At 69.4% G+C, this 15194-nt stretch carries 18 protein-coding genes; 6 read left to right on the top strand and 12 right to left on the bottom strand.

Features of this window, described 5'->3' with window-relative positions:
• Nucleotides 1–17 precede the first annotated feature (17 nt).
• The 4 genes from H5398_RS08075 to H5398_RS08060 all read right to left on the bottom strand — a co-directional run bounded on the left by H5398_RS08075 (nt 18) and on the right by H5398_RS08060 (nt 3373).
• Nucleotides 18–1271: an APC family permease gene (locus H5398_RS08075; protein ID WP_370586092.1), complete on the bottom strand. Its 1254-nt coding sequence runs from the start codon at nt 1269–1271 to the stop codon at nt 18–20.
• On the bottom strand, nt 1244–1702 hold the full coding sequence (gene ybeY, locus H5398_RS08070) for an rRNA maturation RNase YbeY (RefSeq protein ID WP_182782939.1): 459 nt from the start codon (nt 1700–1702) through the stop codon (nt 1244–1246). Before ybeY ends, H5398_RS08075 begins: the two co-directional genes overlap by 28 nt.
• The gene (locus H5398_RS08065; RefSeq protein WP_182782940.1) at nt 1699–2718 is read right to left on the bottom strand and encodes a PhoH family protein; all 1020 of its coding nucleotides are present in this window, start codon (nt 2716–2718) and stop codon (nt 1699–1701) included. The genes ybeY and H5398_RS08065 overlap by 4 nt, the downstream gene beginning before the upstream one ends.
• A 220-nt stretch (nt 2719–2938) precedes the next feature.
• Nucleotides 2939–3373, bottom strand: coding sequence for a DUF5709 domain-containing protein (locus H5398_RS08060; RefSeq protein WP_182799665.1), 435 nt, complete (start codon nt 3371–3373; stop codon nt 2939–2941).
• A 118-nt stretch (nt 3374–3491) separates the two neighbouring features.
• Here H5398_RS08060 and H5398_RS08055 point away from each other — a divergent pair, with 118 nt between their 5' ends.
• Complete coding sequence (locus H5398_RS08055; protein WP_370586091.1) at nt 3492–4214, top strand: queuosine precursor transporter; 723 nt, start codon at nt 3492–3494, stop codon at nt 4212–4214.
• Here H5398_RS08055 and tgt read toward each other — a convergent pair.
• Genes tgt through hrcA form a run of 4 tightly spaced genes read right to left on the bottom strand, consistent with a single transcriptional unit; the run spans nt 4196 to nt 8343 of the window.
• Nucleotides 4196–5419 carry a tRNA guanosine(34) transglycosylase Tgt gene (tgt, locus tag H5398_RS08050; protein WP_182799664.1) on the bottom strand — a complete coding sequence of 408 codons (1224 nt, stop codon included), beginning with the start codon at nt 5417–5419 and terminating at the stop codon, nt 4196–4198. The two genes, H5398_RS08055 and tgt, sit on opposite strands and share 19 nt — an antisense overlap.
• Entirely contained in the window at nt 5416–6150 is a 735-nt protein-coding gene (locus H5398_RS08045; RefSeq protein WP_182782943.1) for a 16S rRNA (uracil(1498)-N(3))-methyltransferase, read from the bottom strand. Before H5398_RS08045 ends, tgt begins: the two co-directional genes overlap by 4 nt.
• Nucleotides 6147–7307, bottom strand: coding sequence for a molecular chaperone DnaJ (gene dnaJ / locus H5398_RS08040; RefSeq protein ID WP_182782944.1), 1161 nt, complete (start codon nt 7305–7307; stop codon nt 6147–6149). The genes H5398_RS08045 and dnaJ overlap by 4 nt, the downstream gene beginning before the upstream one ends.
• A gap of 31 nt (nt 7308–7338) precedes the next feature.
• The gene (hrcA, locus tag H5398_RS08035) at nt 7339–8343 is read right to left on the bottom strand and encodes a heat-inducible transcriptional repressor HrcA (protein ID WP_182799663.1); all 1005 of its coding nucleotides are present in this window, start codon (nt 8341–8343) and stop codon (nt 7339–7341) included.
• Nucleotides 8344–8407: 64 nt separating this feature from the next.
• On the opposite strand from hrcA, the gene H5398_RS08030 reads away from it, so the two are divergent.
• Nucleotides 8408–9178, top strand: coding sequence for an MBL fold metallo-hydrolase (locus tag H5398_RS08030; protein ID WP_182799662.1), 771 nt, complete (start codon nt 8408–8410; stop codon nt 9176–9178).
• A 13-nt stretch (nt 9179–9191) separates the two neighbouring features.
• Here H5398_RS08030 and H5398_RS08025 read toward each other — a convergent pair whose 3' ends face one another.
• From H5398_RS08025 to H5398_RS08010, 4 genes are read right to left on the bottom strand one after another with little or no spacing between them, the layout of a single operon-like run.
• The gene (locus H5398_RS08025; protein WP_182799661.1) at nt 9192–9971 is read right to left on the bottom strand and encodes an inositol monophosphatase; all 780 of its coding nucleotides are present in this window, start codon (nt 9969–9971) and stop codon (nt 9192–9194) included.
• 28 nt (nt 9972–9999) lie between these two features.
• Nucleotides 10000–10845, bottom strand: a complete 846-nt coding sequence (locus H5398_RS08020) for a DUF3097 domain-containing protein (RefSeq protein ID WP_182799660.1) — start codon at nt 10843–10845, stop codon at nt 10000–10002.
• Nucleotides 10846–10901: 56 nt separating this feature from the next.
• On the bottom strand, nt 10902–12092 hold the full coding sequence (gene hemW / locus H5398_RS08015) for a radical SAM family heme chaperone HemW (protein WP_182799659.1): 1191 nt from the start codon (nt 12090–12092) through the stop codon (nt 10902–10904).
• 24 nt (nt 12093–12116) lie between these two features.
• Nucleotides 12117–12974, bottom strand: a complete 858-nt coding sequence (locus H5398_RS08010; protein ID WP_182799658.1) for an iron-containing alcohol dehydrogenase — start codon at nt 12972–12974, stop codon at nt 12117–12119.
• Between H5398_RS08010 and H5398_RS08005 the strand changes: the two genes are divergently transcribed.
• Genes H5398_RS08005 through H5398_RS07990 form a run of 4 tightly spaced genes read left to right on the top strand, consistent with a single transcriptional unit; the run spans nt 12973 to nt 15193 of the window.
• On the top strand, nt 12973–13359 hold the full coding sequence (locus H5398_RS08005; protein WP_255443619.1) for a PduL/EutD family phosphate acyltransferase: 387 nt from the start codon (nt 12973–12975) through the stop codon (nt 13357–13359). The two genes, H5398_RS08010 and H5398_RS08005, sit on opposite strands and share 2 nt — an antisense overlap.
• A 4-nt stretch (nt 13360–13363) precedes the next feature.
• Nucleotides 13364–14185 carry an ethanolamine utilization protein EutJ gene (gene eutJ, locus H5398_RS08000; RefSeq protein WP_182799657.1) on the top strand — a complete coding sequence of 274 codons (822 nt, stop codon included), beginning with the start codon at nt 13364–13366 and terminating at the stop codon, nt 14183–14185.
• Nucleotides 14182–14919, top strand: a complete 738-nt coding sequence (locus H5398_RS07995) for a flavoprotein (RefSeq protein ID WP_182799656.1) — start codon at nt 14182–14184, stop codon at nt 14917–14919. Before eutJ ends, H5398_RS07995 begins: the two co-directional genes overlap by 4 nt.
• A 1-nt stretch (nt 14920) precedes the next feature.
• Nucleotides 14921–15193, top strand: a complete 273-nt coding sequence (locus H5398_RS07990) for a EutN/CcmL family microcompartment protein (RefSeq protein WP_182799655.1) — start codon at nt 14921–14923, stop codon at nt 15191–15193.
• The last annotated feature ends 1 nt before the right edge of the window (nt 15194 follow it).

Genomic DNA, 15194 nt, shown 5'->3' with positions numbered 1-15194 from the left:
TGCTGTGCGCCGCGAGTCTATCGCAGCCTGGACACGGTCACGAGGCGCCAGGCGGCCCCTGCGCCGAGCACCAGGAGTCCGCCGACGATCGACTGCCACGGCAGCGCCACCACCAGAATCAGGCACAGCACCGCGCCGAGGACCTGCCAGACCCGGGCATAGCGCCGCTCGGCCGGCGCCTGCGTGAAAGCGGCGGCGTTGGCGACGAAGTAGTAGAGCAGGACACCGAAGGATGAGAAGCCGATGGCTCCGCGCAGGTCTGCGACCAGCAGGATCGCGGTCAGCGCCGCGCCGATCGTCAGCTCGATCCTGTGCGGCACCAGGGTGCGGGGATGGGTGTGGTCGAAGAACCGGGGCAGATCCCCCTCCCGCGACATCGCCAGCCACGTCCGCCCGATCCCCGACAACAGGCCCAGCAGCGCGCCGCCCACCGCCGCGACTGCGCCGACCTGCAGCGCAGCCAGCGCGACGGGGTGGCCGCCCACCAGCAGCGCCAGCGGTGCCGTGGACGCGGCGAGGGCCTCATCGCCCACGAGCAGCAGCAGGCTCACCCCGACGAGGGCGTAGAGCACGAGCACGATCAGCAGCGCCGTGACGATGGCCCGACCGATGGTGCGGCGTGGGTCGCGGACCTCTTCGCCCATGGTCGCCACCCGGGCGTAGCCGGCGAAGGCGAAGAACAGCAGGCCCGCGGATTGGAGGACGCCGTACCAGCCGGAGGCCCCACTTGGCAGGGTGACCAGGGCCCCGGTGGGGCCGGAGGATTCAGCCCACCCCAGGGCCAACGTCACGCTGAGCGAGAGGAGGGCGAGCCCGGCCAACACCAGTGCAGCCTTCGCCGTCCGGGTGACGCCGAGCAGGTTGACGCCCACCATCAGCCACACAGCTCCGATCGCCACCGGCACCCGCCACACGTCAGGGGCCAGGTAGGCGGCCATGGTCATCGCCATCGCCGCTACCGACGCCGTCTTGCCGACCACGAAGCTCCACCCGGCCAGGAAGCCGGGCCACTCCCCCAGCCGCTCACGCCCGTACAGGTAGGTGCCGCCGGCTGACGGGTACTGCGCAGCCAACTGAGCCGAGGACGTCGCGTTGAGCCACGCCACCACGGCCGCGAGCACAAGCCCGAGGAGCAGGGCGCCGCCTGCGGCGCGCGCCGCTGGAGCCCACACCGCGAAGACCCCCGCCCCCACCATGGATGCCACACCGATCGCGATGGCGTCGGTCAGGCCGAGGCTGCGCCTCAGCTGCGACCGCGGGCCTGATCCCACGCTGCGATGATCCTGTCGTTGAGTCCGAACATGAGGGCCTTCTCCTCCGGCTCGGCGTGGTCGTGGCCGAGCAGATGCAGCAGGCCGTGGATCAGCAGGTACTCGGCCTCACCGTCGACGCTGCGCCCGTTGTCCGGCGCCTGACGGGCCGTCACCTGGGGGCAGAGCACGATGTCGCCGAGCAGGCCCATCGGCGGCTCCTCGTCGTCCTCGGGTGCCCGCAGCTCGTCCATGGGGAAGCTCATCACATCGGTGGGGCCGGGCAGGTCCATGAACCGCTCGTGGTAGTCCGCCATGGTGGTCTCGTCGACGAGGAGGATCGACAACTCGGCCTGGGGGTGGATCCGCAGCTTGTCCAGCGCGAAGCGTGCCAGCTCGATGAGCCCCAGCTCATCGGCCTCGACGCCGGACTCGTTGTTGAGATCGATCACTTGGCACCCCGGTTCTCCGCGGACAGACTCTCGAACTGATCGTAGGCGGCCACGATCTTGCCCACCAGCTTGTGGCGCACGACGTCGCGGCTGGTCAGTGTGCAGAACTCGATGTCGTCGACGCCGTCGAGCACCTGCATCACCCCGCGCAGACCGCTCTTCACGCCCCCCGAGAGGTCGATCTGGGTGATGTCGCCCGTCACCACCACCTTGGACCCGAAGCCGAGCCTGGTGAGGAACATCTTCATCTGTTCCATGGACGTGTTCTGCGCCTCGTCAAGAATGATGAAGGCGTCGTTGAGGGTGCGGCCGCGCATGTAGGCGAGCGGCGCCACCTCGACGGTGCCCGAGGTGAGCAGCTTCGGCACCGAGTCGGCGTCGACCATGTCGTGAAGCGCGTCGTAGAGCGGCCGCAGATAGGGGTCGATCTTGTCGTTGAGGGTGCCGGGCAGGAATCCGAGGCGCTCCCCCGCCTCGATCGCCGGCCGGGTCAGGATGATCCGGCTCACTTCCTTGGCCTGCAGCGCCTGGACGGCCTTAGCCATGGCCAGGTACGTCTTCCCCGTGCCCGCGGGCCCGATACCGAAGACGACGGTGTGTCGGTCGATCGCGTCGACGTAGCGCTTCTGGTTGAGCGTCTTCGGCCGGACCGTCTTGCCTCGCGAGGACACGATGTTCTGGGTGAGGATCTCCGCGGCCAGCGCGTGGGGGTCGTCGGCCATCTGGATGACCCGCTCCACGGTCTCAGCGGTGAGTCCCTGCCCCGTGCGGAGAATGGTGACCAGTTCGGTGATCACCTCGGCGGCCTTGGCGACTTCGTTGGACGGGCCGGACAGGGTGATCTGAGTTCCGCGGACGTGCAGGTCCGCGTCGAGCTCGTCCTCGAGGATGCGGAGGAAGTCGTCGCGGGGGCCCAGTAGATTGACCAGGTCAATCGAGGGGGGAACCGACACGGTGCGGATGGCGTGCTGCTGGTCCAACGAGTGCGTGTTCAGGGCGTGATCCTTGTCTGACATGCGATCGGCGTGTCCCGCCGAACAGCCTTCAGTCTAGGGAACCACTGATCAATGCTGTTCTCGGTGAGGACGTGCCGGGCGGGATGAGATGGTGCCACTACAGCTGGTGCGTGTACTTGACGTCCATATCCAGATGGAGGGGTGCCAGATCGCCCGATCCGGTACACCGCAGCCAGGACATGATTGCTCAGTGGTTTCCCTGGGCGCGCCGTCGGATACTTCAGCGCTCCAGGAGCGAGAGGTCGTCCTCGTCCTCCGAGATGATGTGCATCGCCGCCTCCTCCGCGCTGGCGGCGCCGCCCCCGAATCCGACGTCCACGCCCAGCGTGTGCTCAGTACCGCCTCCGGCCTGTACCGCCATCAGGCGACCTGCCCGGGCTGCGCCAACCTCGCGGGGCTCGCGGGTGGGGTTCCAGTCGTCTTCGGCTGGGGCAGGCTCTGGCTCCTCCTGCTTCATCCGCATCTCGAGGGTCTCACCGCGGTGCATCTCCTCAGGTGTGTTCCCGAAGCCCTGCGCTGGAGACCACTTCTCCGGGGTGACGTAGCCCTCGTCCAGGACGTCCTCTACCCCGCGGTCAATCAACGAATCGGCGGGCTGCAACTGGTCGAGCTGCTCGGACTCGTCGGGCATGTACTCCATTGCAATGTCGTCCATAAATGAATCTTGCCACCCTGCGGGTCCCCCCGCGGCGTAACGCGCAGGCTCCCGGGGAACTCGCCTGGACCTCGCTGAAGGCTCCAGAGCAACGGCACCAGCGGCGTATAATGCGGCGGTGCATCAGACCCAGGACGCCCCACCATCCGGAGCCGACGTGAGGTTCGCCGAGCGTCCTCGCGGGGTGTTTGACGTTGTCGTGGCCCTGTTTGTGGCGCTGCTGCTGATCAGCAACGTCTCGGCGGTCAAGCTGATCCAGTTCGGACCGGAGTGGACCCCGTTCGGGATCCCGGTGCTGCCCCTCATCACGGACGGCGGCGCGTTCCTCTTCCCCCTCACCTACGTCCTGGGCGACGTCCTCGCCGAGGTCTACGGCCTGAAGGGCGCCCGGCGGGCCATCGTCCTCGGTTTCGCGGTGTCGATACTGGCGTCGGTCACGTTCCTCGCGGTGGGCGCCGCACCCGCGGCCGCCGAGTGGCCCAACCAGGAGGCCTTCACCGCGGTGCTGGGGTTCGTGCCGCGCATCGTCGCGGCGAGCCTGCTGGGGTACCTGGCCGGCCAGTTCCTCAACGCCTGGGTCCTGGTGGCCATGAAGCGCCGCTCCCACGACGGATCGTTGTGGGCCCGGCTGCTGGGCTCCACAGTGGTGGGAGAGGCGGCCGACACGGTCATCTTCTGCGTGGTCGCGTTCGCCGGGGTGGTGAGCGGCGCCACCCTGCTCAACTACATCGCGGTGGGCTACCTCTACAAGGTGCTGGTGGAGGCGCTCTTCCTGCCGGTGACCTACCGGGTGATAGCGATGGTGAAGAGGCGCGAGCCGAGCTACGGCCGATTGGCGTAGAACCGGCCCAGGCTCTCGTCCCGGAAGGCGTGAAAGTCCCCTGACTGCAGCGCCTCGCGCATCCGGTCCACCAGACGCACCGTGAATCTCTCGTTGTGGATCGTGGCCAGCGTGGCCGACAGCATCTCCTTGCCCTTGAACAGGTGATGCAGGTAGGCGCGGGTGTAGTGGGTGCAGGTGTAGCAGTCGCACCCGTCCTCCAGCGGTTCGAAGGATCGGCGATGCCGGGCGGTGTTGACGTTGTAGCGGCCATCGGCGGTGTAGATGGCGGCGTTGCGCGCGACACGTGAGGGGTTCACGCAGTCGAACGTGTCTGCGCCCCGCTCTACTGCGGCGAACAGGTCGTCGGGCTCGGAGATGCCCAGGAGGTGTCGAGGCTTGTCCTCCGGCAGCTCCTCCACCATCCATCCGATCGTGGTGCCCAGGTTCTCCTTCTCCAAGGCACCGCCCAGGCCGAAGCCGTCGAACGACTGCCCGTCCACGTCCAGCCCGGCGAGGTCGCGCGCGGCCCGGCGACGTAGATCCTCGTACTGCGCCCCCTGGATCACCCCGAAGAGGGCCTGGTACGGCCTGCCTTCGCGCTCGAGCGTGAGCCGCCGATGCTCCGCGAGGCAGCGCACTGCCCAGCTGTGCGTCCGCTCAACCGAGGACTCCTGGTAGGCGCGCGTGTTCATCAGCGTGGTCAGCTCGTCGAAGGCGAACATGACGTCCGCGCCGAGCTGGTGCTGAATGCGCATCGATGACTCCGGCGTGAACCGGTGCCGGGTGCCGTCGAGGTGGGACTTGAAGGTGACGCCGTCGTCGTCGACATGCGCCATCCGCGTCTTCCCCTCTGCGATGACGTCGTCGTCGGCCAGGCCGGTGGTGTCCATCGCCAGCACCTTCTTGAAGCCCGCCCCGAGGCTCATCACCTGGAACCCGCCAGAATCCGTGAAGGTGGGCCCGGGCCAGTTCATGAAGCGGCCCAGCCCGCCGGCCTCGTCGATGAGGTCCGAGCCCGGCTGCAGGTAGAGGTGGTAGGCGTTGGCCAGTACCGCCTGCGCGCCCAGGCCGGCCACCGCCTCCGGCAGCACGGACTTCACGGTGGCCTTGGTGCCCACCACTACGAAGGCCGGGGTCTGGATCTGCCCGTGTGGGGTGTGGATGACGCCCGTGCGACCCCCCGCATCCTCGAGCCGCTCGCCGACCTCGAATGAGAAGCTCACGGGCGCCTGGCCAGCACATCCAGCTGGCCGAGCGCCACGGCGGCCGCCGTCGAGGTCCTCAGGACGCCGTCGCTGATGGTGACCAGCTGCGCGCCGGCCGCCACGAACCGGTCGAGTTCCTCGGGCGCGATGCCGCCCTCGGGCCCGACGATCACCAGGCCGGTGCCCTCCTCGGGGAGTTCGACGTCTGCGATGTGCTGGGACGCGTCCTCCTGCAGGACCAGCGCCACGTCAACGCCGGCGATGGCGCCCACGACGTCCGCAGTGGACACCGCCAACACCTCGGGCACGAACATCCGCCGTGATTGCTTGGCCGCCTCGCGGGCCGTGGCTCGCCACTTGTCCAGCGACTTGTCCGCCCGATCGCCCTGCCAGCGCACGATGGAGCGGGCGGACTGCCACGCCAGGATCTCGCGGGCGCCCAGCTCCGTGGCCATCTGCACCGCGAGGTCGCTGCGGTCCCCCTTGGCCAGTGCCTGCACCACGCCCCAGACGAGCGACGGCGAGGGGGCCGCGATGACCTCGAGGATCCTGGCCACCAGTTGGCGCCGGTCCGCCTCGATCACCTCGGCCCGAACCCCGATCCCGCGGCCGTCGGACAGCAGGACGTTCTCCCCCACCGCGACGCGCTTGACCGCGACGGCGTGGTGAGCCTCATCCCCCGTCACGACGACCAGCTCACCTGGTGACAGGTCGCCCGTGAACTCGGCGAGGAAGAGGGGGTCGGTCACGAGAACCACTCGGAGAGCTTGCCGAACACTCCCTTGTGCCCCTTCGCCGCGATGGCCTCCGGGACCGATTCGTCGCGCTCCTCAGCGAGGAGGCGCAGCAGCTCGCGCTGCCGGTCATCGAGCTTGGTGGGGGTCTGGACCAGCAGTGTGACGCCCAGGTCCCCGCGGCCGCCGCCGCGCAGTCTCGGAACCCCGCGCCCCTTGATCCCGATCCGGGTGCCCGCCTGCGTCCCGGCCGGGACCTCGACGGACACGGTGCGGTCCTCTACCGCGGACTGGTCCCAGTCGGCCTCGAGAGTCGCGACGTCCACCGTGGTCCCCAGCGCGGCCGCGGTCATCGGGAGCCTGACCACCACCTCCAGGTTGTCGCCCTCGCGGCGGAACGTCTCGTGGGGCAGCACGGACAGCTCCACGTAGAGGTCTCCGGCAGGTCCGCCGCCCGGGCCCACCTCACCCTGCCCCTCCAGGTGGATGCGGATGCCCGTGGACACGCCGGCGGGAATCCGGACCTGCAGCGTCCGCGTGGTGCGCACCCGTCCCTCGCCGGAGCACTCACCGCACGGACGCGGGATGACCGTGCCGTATCCGCGGCAGGTGGGGCAGGCCTGGGCGGTGCGGATGTCGCCGAGGAAGCTGCGCTGGATCTGGCTGACCTCGCCCGCGCCGTCGCACGTGGTGCAGGTCACCGGCTCCGAGCCGGGCTCGCCGCCCGCGCCGCTGCACTTGGGGCACACCACGGCGGTGTCCACCTTGAGAGGCTTCGTCACACCGAAGACCGCCTCGTGCAGTTGGAGGGAAACCCTCACCAGCGCGTCCTGGCCTTGACGGACGCGGGATCGGGGGCCACGCCCCCCTGCCGCGCCGAACATGGCGTCGACCAGATTGGAGAAGTCGAACCCCCCGGCGAACCCGCCGCCGAAGCCGGAGAAGCCGGCGCCCTGGCTCATCGGGTCGCCGCCCCGATCGAACACGGCGCGCTTGTTGGGGTCGCTCAGGACCTCGTAGGCCTCGTTGAGTTCTTTGAACTTCTCGGCCGCGCCCTCTTCCTGGGCGACGTCGGGGTGCACCTTCATGGCGCGGCGGCGGTAGGCCTTCTTGATGGCCTCGGGGGTTGCGTCCCGCTCGACGCCAAGGATGTCGTAGTAGTCCTTGCTCATATCTTCTTGCTTCAGCCTTCGGGTGGGGGATCTAGCCTTCGTTGAGGAATCTGCTCACGTACCGCGACACTGCTCGCACCGCGGAGATGTGGGACGCGTAGTCCATGCGGGTGGGTCCGACGACGCCGAGGCTGGCAGTACGCTCCACACCGTAGCCGGACGCGATGAGGCTGCTGCCCCGGAATCCCTCGGCGGTGTTCTCCTCGCCGATGCGCACCGTCACGTCGTCGCCCGCAGCCTCGCCCAGGAGTCGCATGAGCACCACCTGCTCCTCCAGCGCCTCCAGCAGTGGGCGCAGGTTGGTCTCGAACGCCTGGCTTGAGGCGAGGTTGGGCAGCCCGGCCACCACAACGTGCGCGGCCGGCTCGGCGGCGATGGCCTCCAGGACCGCGGCGACCACCGGGCCCGCGAACGGCCTGTCATCGGGTGCGACTCCCTCCAGCATGGCGGCCAGAGCCCCGGCCGCATCCGCCGGCGTCCGTCCGACAATGGCCTCGGCGATCCGGTTCCGCAACGCCTGCAGCCGGCCCTCGTCCGTGAGCGGAGTCTCCAACATGGTCTGATCCACGCGGCCCGAGGACTGGACCACGATGACCATCAGGCGCTCGGGCGTCAGGAGCAGCAGCTCGACGTGGCGCACCTGGGTGCGCTGCGCCACCGGATACTGCACGATGGCCACCTGGCGGGTCAGCTGGGCCAGCAGCCGGACGGTGCGCATGACCAGATCGTCGACGTCGGCGGTGCCGTTGAGATAGGTGGTGATGGCGCTGCGCTCAGCGGGCGACAGCGGCTTGATGTGGGCGAGCCTGTCCACGAAGAGCCGATAGCCCTTGTCGGTGGGGATGCGGCCGGCGCTGGTATGGGGCTGCATGATGTAGCCCTCCTCCTCCAGCACGGCCATGTCGTTGCGGACCGTGGCGGCGGAGACGTCCAGCTTGTGGCGTTCAACCAGCGCCTTGGAGCCGACCGGCTCGCGGCTGGCCACATAGTCGGTCACGATGGCCTTCAACACGTCCAGTTTGCGGTCGTCGAGCATGTCACCTCCCAGCTGGCACTCATAGACGGCGAGTGCCAGTGTAGCTGCATCTATGCTGGCTGCCATGACGCTGATCTGGACCCCCGTGACTCCCCGCGTGTACGTGACCACGCTCGATCAGCACCGGGTCAACGTGGGACTCATCGTCGGTGATGACGCGGCACTCCTCATCGATGCCGGTAACACAGCCGCCGAGGGCGCCGAGCTGCTGGCCACGGCCACCGCGCTGGCGGGTGTCCCGGTGACGCATGTGGCGCTGACGCACGGCCACCACGATCACGTCGGCGGCCTCCCAGGCATGTCGGGTGTCCAGGTGGTCGCGCACGAGGACCTGGACGACCCCGGGGTGACACGGAGGTTCTCGATGGCCCTGGCGCTGCACCTCGGCGGACAACGGGTGGAGCTGCTGCACTTCGGCGAGGCGCACACCCGCGCGGACATCGTGGCGTTCGTCCCGGAGGCGAACGTGGTGTTCGTCGGGGATCTCCTGGAGGAGGGCGCGGACCCGCAGATCGACGAGTCCACCTCGCTTGCCAACTGGCCCACCGTCCTCGACGGCGTACTCGGCGCCAGCAGCTCCCTCACCAGGTTCGTTCCCGGCCACGGGGCGGTGGTGGACCGTGAGTTCGCGTTCGTGCAGAGGGCGGAGATCGCGATGCTCTACAGCTCGTGCGAGATGCTCATCCAGCAGGGTGTGCGGGCGGAGGAGGCGGCCACCGCCGTCGAGTGGCCCTTCGGCCCGGAGACTCTTGCCCTCGCCCTGCCCAAGGCCTACGCCGAGTTGGCGGCCAAGGGTGTGGAGCCGAAACGGCAGCTGCCCATCCTCAACCTGTGATCTGATCCTGTGGTCAGCTCTGGTGAGCGGGCCACGTCTCCAGAGCGGTCTGCCAGGTGTCGGCATCCCGCGCCACGATCAGCCCCCCGCTCCGTGTCTGGAGGCCGTAGTCCACGCCGTCGACCGTTCTGCTCACGCCCCCGGACTCGGTGACCATGAGCGACCCCGCGAGATGGTCCCACGGGTGCAGGGTGGAGTACACGAGGAAGTCCACGTCACCATGCAGCACCATCGGGTAGTCGAATGCGCAACACCAGGCGCTCCGGGTGACGGGGCTGAGGCGTCCAGCTGCCGTGAACCCGTGCAGAGCACGTTTGGCCGTCGCCCCTAGTGGGAGGCGCCCGTTGGGGGTCCGCGCGATGGGGGCGCCGTTGAGCGCGGCGCCTGCGCCGTGCTCGGCCACGTAGGCGCGGCCCGTCTGCGGCTGATAGATCCAGCCACGGGTGGTGACCCCGTTGCGCACCTCCGCCAGCATCACGCCGTACTCGTCGCGTCCTGAGACGAAGTTGCGCGTGCCGTCGATGGGATCGATGAGGAACGCGTGCTCTGCCCCGTGGACACCGTCGAGCAGGCTCGGGTCGGCGAACACGCCCTCCTCTCCGACGATGACTGCCGATGGGTAGACGCCACGGAGGAGCCCACTCAGATACACCTCAGCTTCGCGGTCCGCCACGGTGACGAAGTCTCCGGGATTTTTCTCCTCGACGTCACCGGCGGCCAGCTGCCGGAAGCGCGGAACCACCACCTCTGAGGCCGTTTCCTTCAGCAGGTCCAGGATGCCTTGGGTGTCCATGCGACTCACCCTATCGGCGTGTGGGCGATCACTCGTCTTCGAGATGGTCCTGGGTGACGAAGTCGATGAGAGTCTCCACCTTGGTGAGCAGCTGGGGCTCCAGGTCGCGCCAGGAGGCCACGCGCGCGAGGATGGCCTGCCAGCCGCGCGACACGTCGGCCTGATCCTCGTGTGGCAGCCCCATCGCCTTCAGGGTGCCCTTCTTGAAGTCCACATCCCTGGGCACCTGGGGCCAGGACTTCAACCCGACGCGCTGGGGCCGGACCGCCTGCCAGATGTCGATGAACTCGTGCCCCTCGACCAGCACCGTGTCGCGGTAGCCGGCCGTGTAGACCTGCTTCGCGATCCGGGATTCCTTGCTGCCCGGCACGAGATGGTCGACGAGGATGCCGAGCCGCCGCCCCGGCTCGGGAGCGAATTCAGCAACAATCCCGGGGAGATCGTCGATGCCCCCCAGGAACTCGACGACGACGCCGACGTGACGCAGATCCTCGCCCCAGACCTTCTCGATCAGCTCGGCGTCATGCCGGCCCTCGACGTAGATCCGGCTGGGCAGCGCAACCCGGGCCTTCGTCGGCCCTGTGGAGGATCGGGATCCTGAGGCCGTGTACTTGGGGCCGGCCGGGGCGCCCCGCAGAGGGGGGCGCAGCGCCACCGGCTGCCCCTCGAGGAGGAAGCCCGGGCCGAAGGGCGCGGCGCGGCGCTTGCCCCGCCGGTCCTCGAGCAGCACCACGGCGTTCTCCCAGCCGACGACGGCGCCGCAGAAGTCGTCGAACTCCACCACAAGGTCCAACTCGACGGGCACGTCACGCGTCTGCTTGAGATGCGCCTTCTGCCATCCGGGGGTGAGCACGTCTCGTGAGTAGCGATCCACGGGGTGCGACGCTATCAGCGCCGCATGCCCTTCTGCTTCAACGACACCCGCTCGCGTCAGTCCAGCAGGTCTCGGACCACGCCGTCGGCCAGGAGCCGGCCCTCACGGGTGAGCTTCAGGCGGTCGTCGTGCACCACAGCCAGCCCACGGGAGGCGATGTCGGGGATCCGCCCCCGCTCCGAGGGGGTCAGGACGTCCAGGGGGACGCCGTCGGCCAGGCGCAGCTCGAGCAGCACCCGCTCAACGTGGCGTTCCTTGTCCCCCAGGATCTCGCGGGCCAGCGCCGGTGACTCGCCGGCGGCCAGGGCCGCGGCGTAGCTGCGGGGGTGCTTGCGGTTCCAGAATCGGACTCCGCCGATGTGCGAATGGGCCCCGGGGCCCACCCCCCACCAGTCGGCTCCCCTCCAGTAGGCGAGGTTGTGCCGGCACTCTCCGCCCGGACGGGCCCAGTTGCTCACCTCGTAGTTGGCGAGCCCGAGCGCGCCCAGGGTCTCGTCGGCGAGGAGGTACTTGTCTGCGAGGTCGTCCTCGTCGGGCATCGGCAGCTCTCCGCGGCGCACCTGCGCGGCGAGCCTGGTGCCCTCCTCGACGATCAGCGAGTAGGCACTCACATGGTCCACGGGGGCGGAGGTCACCGCGTCGAGGCTGGCGCGCCAGTCGTCGAGGGACTCCCCCGGCGTGCCGTAGATGAGGTCCAGGCTCACGTGCTCGAACCCGGCCTCCCTCGCCCACCGCGCCGCCTCCAGGCCGCGGCGGGGGGTGTGCTGACGCTCAAGGACGCGCAGCACATGCGGCACCACCGACTGCAGGCCGAGCGAGAGGCGGGTGAATCCTTCCGCGCGGAGCGTGTCCAGATAGTCCGGGGTGAGTGTCTCGGGGTTCGCCTCGGTGGTCACCTCCGCGTCGGGCTCCAGTTCGAAGCGCTCCCCGACGGCGCGCAGCAGCCCGGCGAGGCCCTCGGCTGGCAGCATGGTGGGGGTCCCGCCCCCGAAGAACACCGTCTGCACGCGGCGGCTCCCCAGGATGCGGGCCGCGAGGTCCAGCTCAGCCACCGCCGCGCCCACATAGGTGTCGGGCGACAGGTCGCCGAGCTCGCTGGGTGTGTAGGTGTTGAAGTCGCAGTAACCGCAGCGCACCCTGCAGAAGGGCACGTGGACATAGAGCGACAGCGGGCGGCCGGGATCCAGGGCGGACGCGGGGAGGGAGCCGTCGCGGGGGGCCGGGTCGCCGTCGGGGAGTTGTGCCACCCCGCCAGCCTACGGCGCGACGGCTCAGCCGAGCTTCCGCAGCAGAAGCACCAGATCCTCGCGGGTGGGTTGCGCCGGGTTGGACGGGGTGCAGCCGTCCTCCAACGCCGAGGACGCCATCTGGTCGATCGCGGCCCGGAACTCGTCCTGCGCCACCCCTGCCTCGACGATCAGCTCAGGGATGCCCAGCTGCTGGTTGAGGCGGCGGACGCCCGCCACCAGGGAGGTCACCGCCGCCGAGCCGGTGGCCGACGGGGTCACGAGCCGGCCAAGACGGGCATAGCGGGCTGCGGCGAGCGTGCTGCGCTCCGCGTTGAACGCGATGACGTGCGGCAGGAGCATCGCGTTGAGCCGGCCATGGGCCACCGGGAAGTGACCGCCGAGGGCGTGCGCGAGGCTGTGGGTGATCCCCAGCCCCACATTGTCGAAGGCCATCGCCGCCAGACAGGACGCGTTGTGCATGTGACCGCGGGCGTCGCGGTCCTCACCGTGGGTGTAGCAGCGCACGAGGTGAGCGAAGACCAGTTCCACCGCCTTTTCCGCCAGGGCGTCGGAGAAGTCGCAGGCACCCGTCGACACGTACGCCTCGACGGCGTGGGTGAGGACGTCCATGCCGGAGTCGGCGGTGATCCGAGGAGGCACACCGATGACCGCCTCCGGGTCCAGGATGGCGAGCTTCGCCACCATCTCCGGGGAGACGAGCGGGATCTTGGTGTGGGTCCGTTCGTCGGTCAGCACGGCGAAGGACGTGACCTCGGACCCCGAACCGCTCGTTGTGGGGATGGCGATCAGACCCTCGGTGGCGCCGAAGCCGGAGTCCAGCGCCGCCTTGTGCATGGCCTTGGCCGCGTCCATCACCGAGCCACCGCCGGTGCGCGTCATGGGGCCCAACCGCCCCGCGACACAGGTCGAACTCAGCCGCACGGACGCCTACGCGCTGGGCGTCGCGGCACCCATGGCCCAATCGGGTCACCTGGAGGACGCCGCGCCGATCGAGATCTCGGGACCAGCTGGGCGGGTGGCGTGCACCAATGCGGCCATCGTCGCAGGACGCCACATCCATATGAGTCCCGCCGACGCGGCCGCACTGGGGCTCTCCGACCAGGACCGCGTCAGCGTGCTCTTCGAGGGCGAGCGCGGCGGCCGGCTGGACCACTTCCTCATCCGCGTGAAGGACTCCTATCTCGCCGAACTGCATCTGGACACCGACGAAGGCAACGCCGTCGGTGCCCGGACCGGCGACTACGTGCGCATCGTGAAGGACTGATCCCATGCTCGCCTCCCCCAGCCGCCACCTGCAGACGTTCGCACACCTCGTGCGCACCGAGCAGGTCACCCCCGGCACCGGCGCACTGCGCCTCGGCGTCGACCTCGGCACGGCCAACATCGTGCTCGGGGTGGTCGACGACGCCGGCGCGCCCGTCGCCGGGGCGTGGCGTCGCGCCACCGTGGTCCGCGACGGGGTGGTGGTGGACTGGCTCGGCGCCGTCCGCGTGGTCGGCGCGCTGAAGGCAACGCTGGAGGAGCGGGTTGGCACCCGCTTCGAGCGTGCCACGGTCGCGGCGCCGCCCGGCATCGACGCCGGCACCGCGAAGGTGTTCGGCAACGTGCTGGAGTCCTGCGGGATGCACACCACAGAGATCGTCAACGAGCCCGTCGCGGCCGCGACCGCGCTCGGGGTGCGCGACGGCACTGTCATCGATGTCGGTCACGGCACCACCGGCGTCTCCCTGCTGCGCGGCGGGCAGGTGGAGTTCTCCATCGATGAGGCCACCGGCGGTCACCACATGACCCTCGTGATCTCGGGCGCCCTCGGCATGGGCTACGACGAGGCCGAGGACTTCAAGCGCGACCCGGACAACGCCGAGCTGGTATTCGGCCTGATCCGCCCCACGCTGGAGAAGATGGCCACCATCGCCCGCGACGCCCTCCGCGGCGCCGGTGATCCCGGGACCATCCACCTCGTCGGCGGATCGAGCTCGTTCCCCCGGGCCGCCGAGGTCTTCGTCGATGTGCTCGGCCACGACGTCGTGCGCTCCGTCGAGCCGCTGTTCCCCACCCCACTCGGCACCGCGATGCGGAGGACCCCTTGAACGAATCGCAGCTGCGAGACCTCATCCGTGAGGTGATCGCCGGCCTCATGCCCCAGCGGGTCGCTCCCCGTCCTTCGTCGACGACCGGGCTCGTCCTGTTCACCGGCGCACTCCTCGGGTTCGAGGAGGCCTGCGCCTCGCTCACCCGCCTGAACCCCCAGATGTCGCTGGACTGGATCCAGACGGACTCGGCCCGCAGGGTCCTGGACCAGGACACGATCGCGGGCATCGGCATGACGCCGGCGGACAAGTCGCTGGTGGCCAGCCACGACCTCCTCATCGTGCCTACGTTCACCGTCAACATGGTGGCGAAGGTGGTCCACGGCGTCGGTGACTGTCTGGCCTCCAACGTCATCGCCGAGTTCATCATGAGCGGCAAGCCCGTCGTGGTGGTCACCAACGCCGCCTGCCCCGACAGCGAGGGCAAGCGTTCCTGGTTCCCCCACATGCCCTCGGGCTACCAGGCGATGCTCCGGAAGAACCTCGCCACGCTGCGGTCCTTCGGGGTGCAGCTGTCCGACGCGTCGCGGCTCGACAGGGCGGTCCTCCGCCAGGCTGGAGATGCGGGCGGCGTCCCACAGCCGGAGGCCCCGGCCGAGCGCGTAGTCACGGAGGCCACCGTCGCCGCCAGGGCCGACGGCGCCATCATCCGACTCCACCCCCGCGCCATTGTCACCGACCTCGCCCGCGAGGCCGCCGCGAAGCGCCACATCACTCTGCAGGAAGGGTCCTGACGTGTACCTCGCCAAGGTGATCGGCACCGTCGTGTCGACGAGCAAGGACGAACGCCTCATCGGCTTCAAGCTGATGCTGACCCGCCGGGTCGACGAGAACGGCGAGGCCACGGGTTCGCCCGAGGTGTGTGTGGACACGGTGGGCGCGGGCACCGGGGAGACCGTCATCGTCACCAAGGGCTCCTCCGCCCGGTTGGCCGCCGATCGCCCCCAGGCTCCCCTCGACGCCACCATTGTGGGGATCGTCGACGCCGTCGAGATCGAGAACGCCTAGC

The sequence above is a fragment of the Tessaracoccus sp. MC1679 genome (assembly GCF_014164775.1).
Lineage (GTDB): Bacteria > Actinomycetota > Actinomycetes > Propionibacteriales > Propionibacteriaceae > Arachnia.
This window is presented reverse-complemented; position numbering and strand designations above follow the sequence as displayed.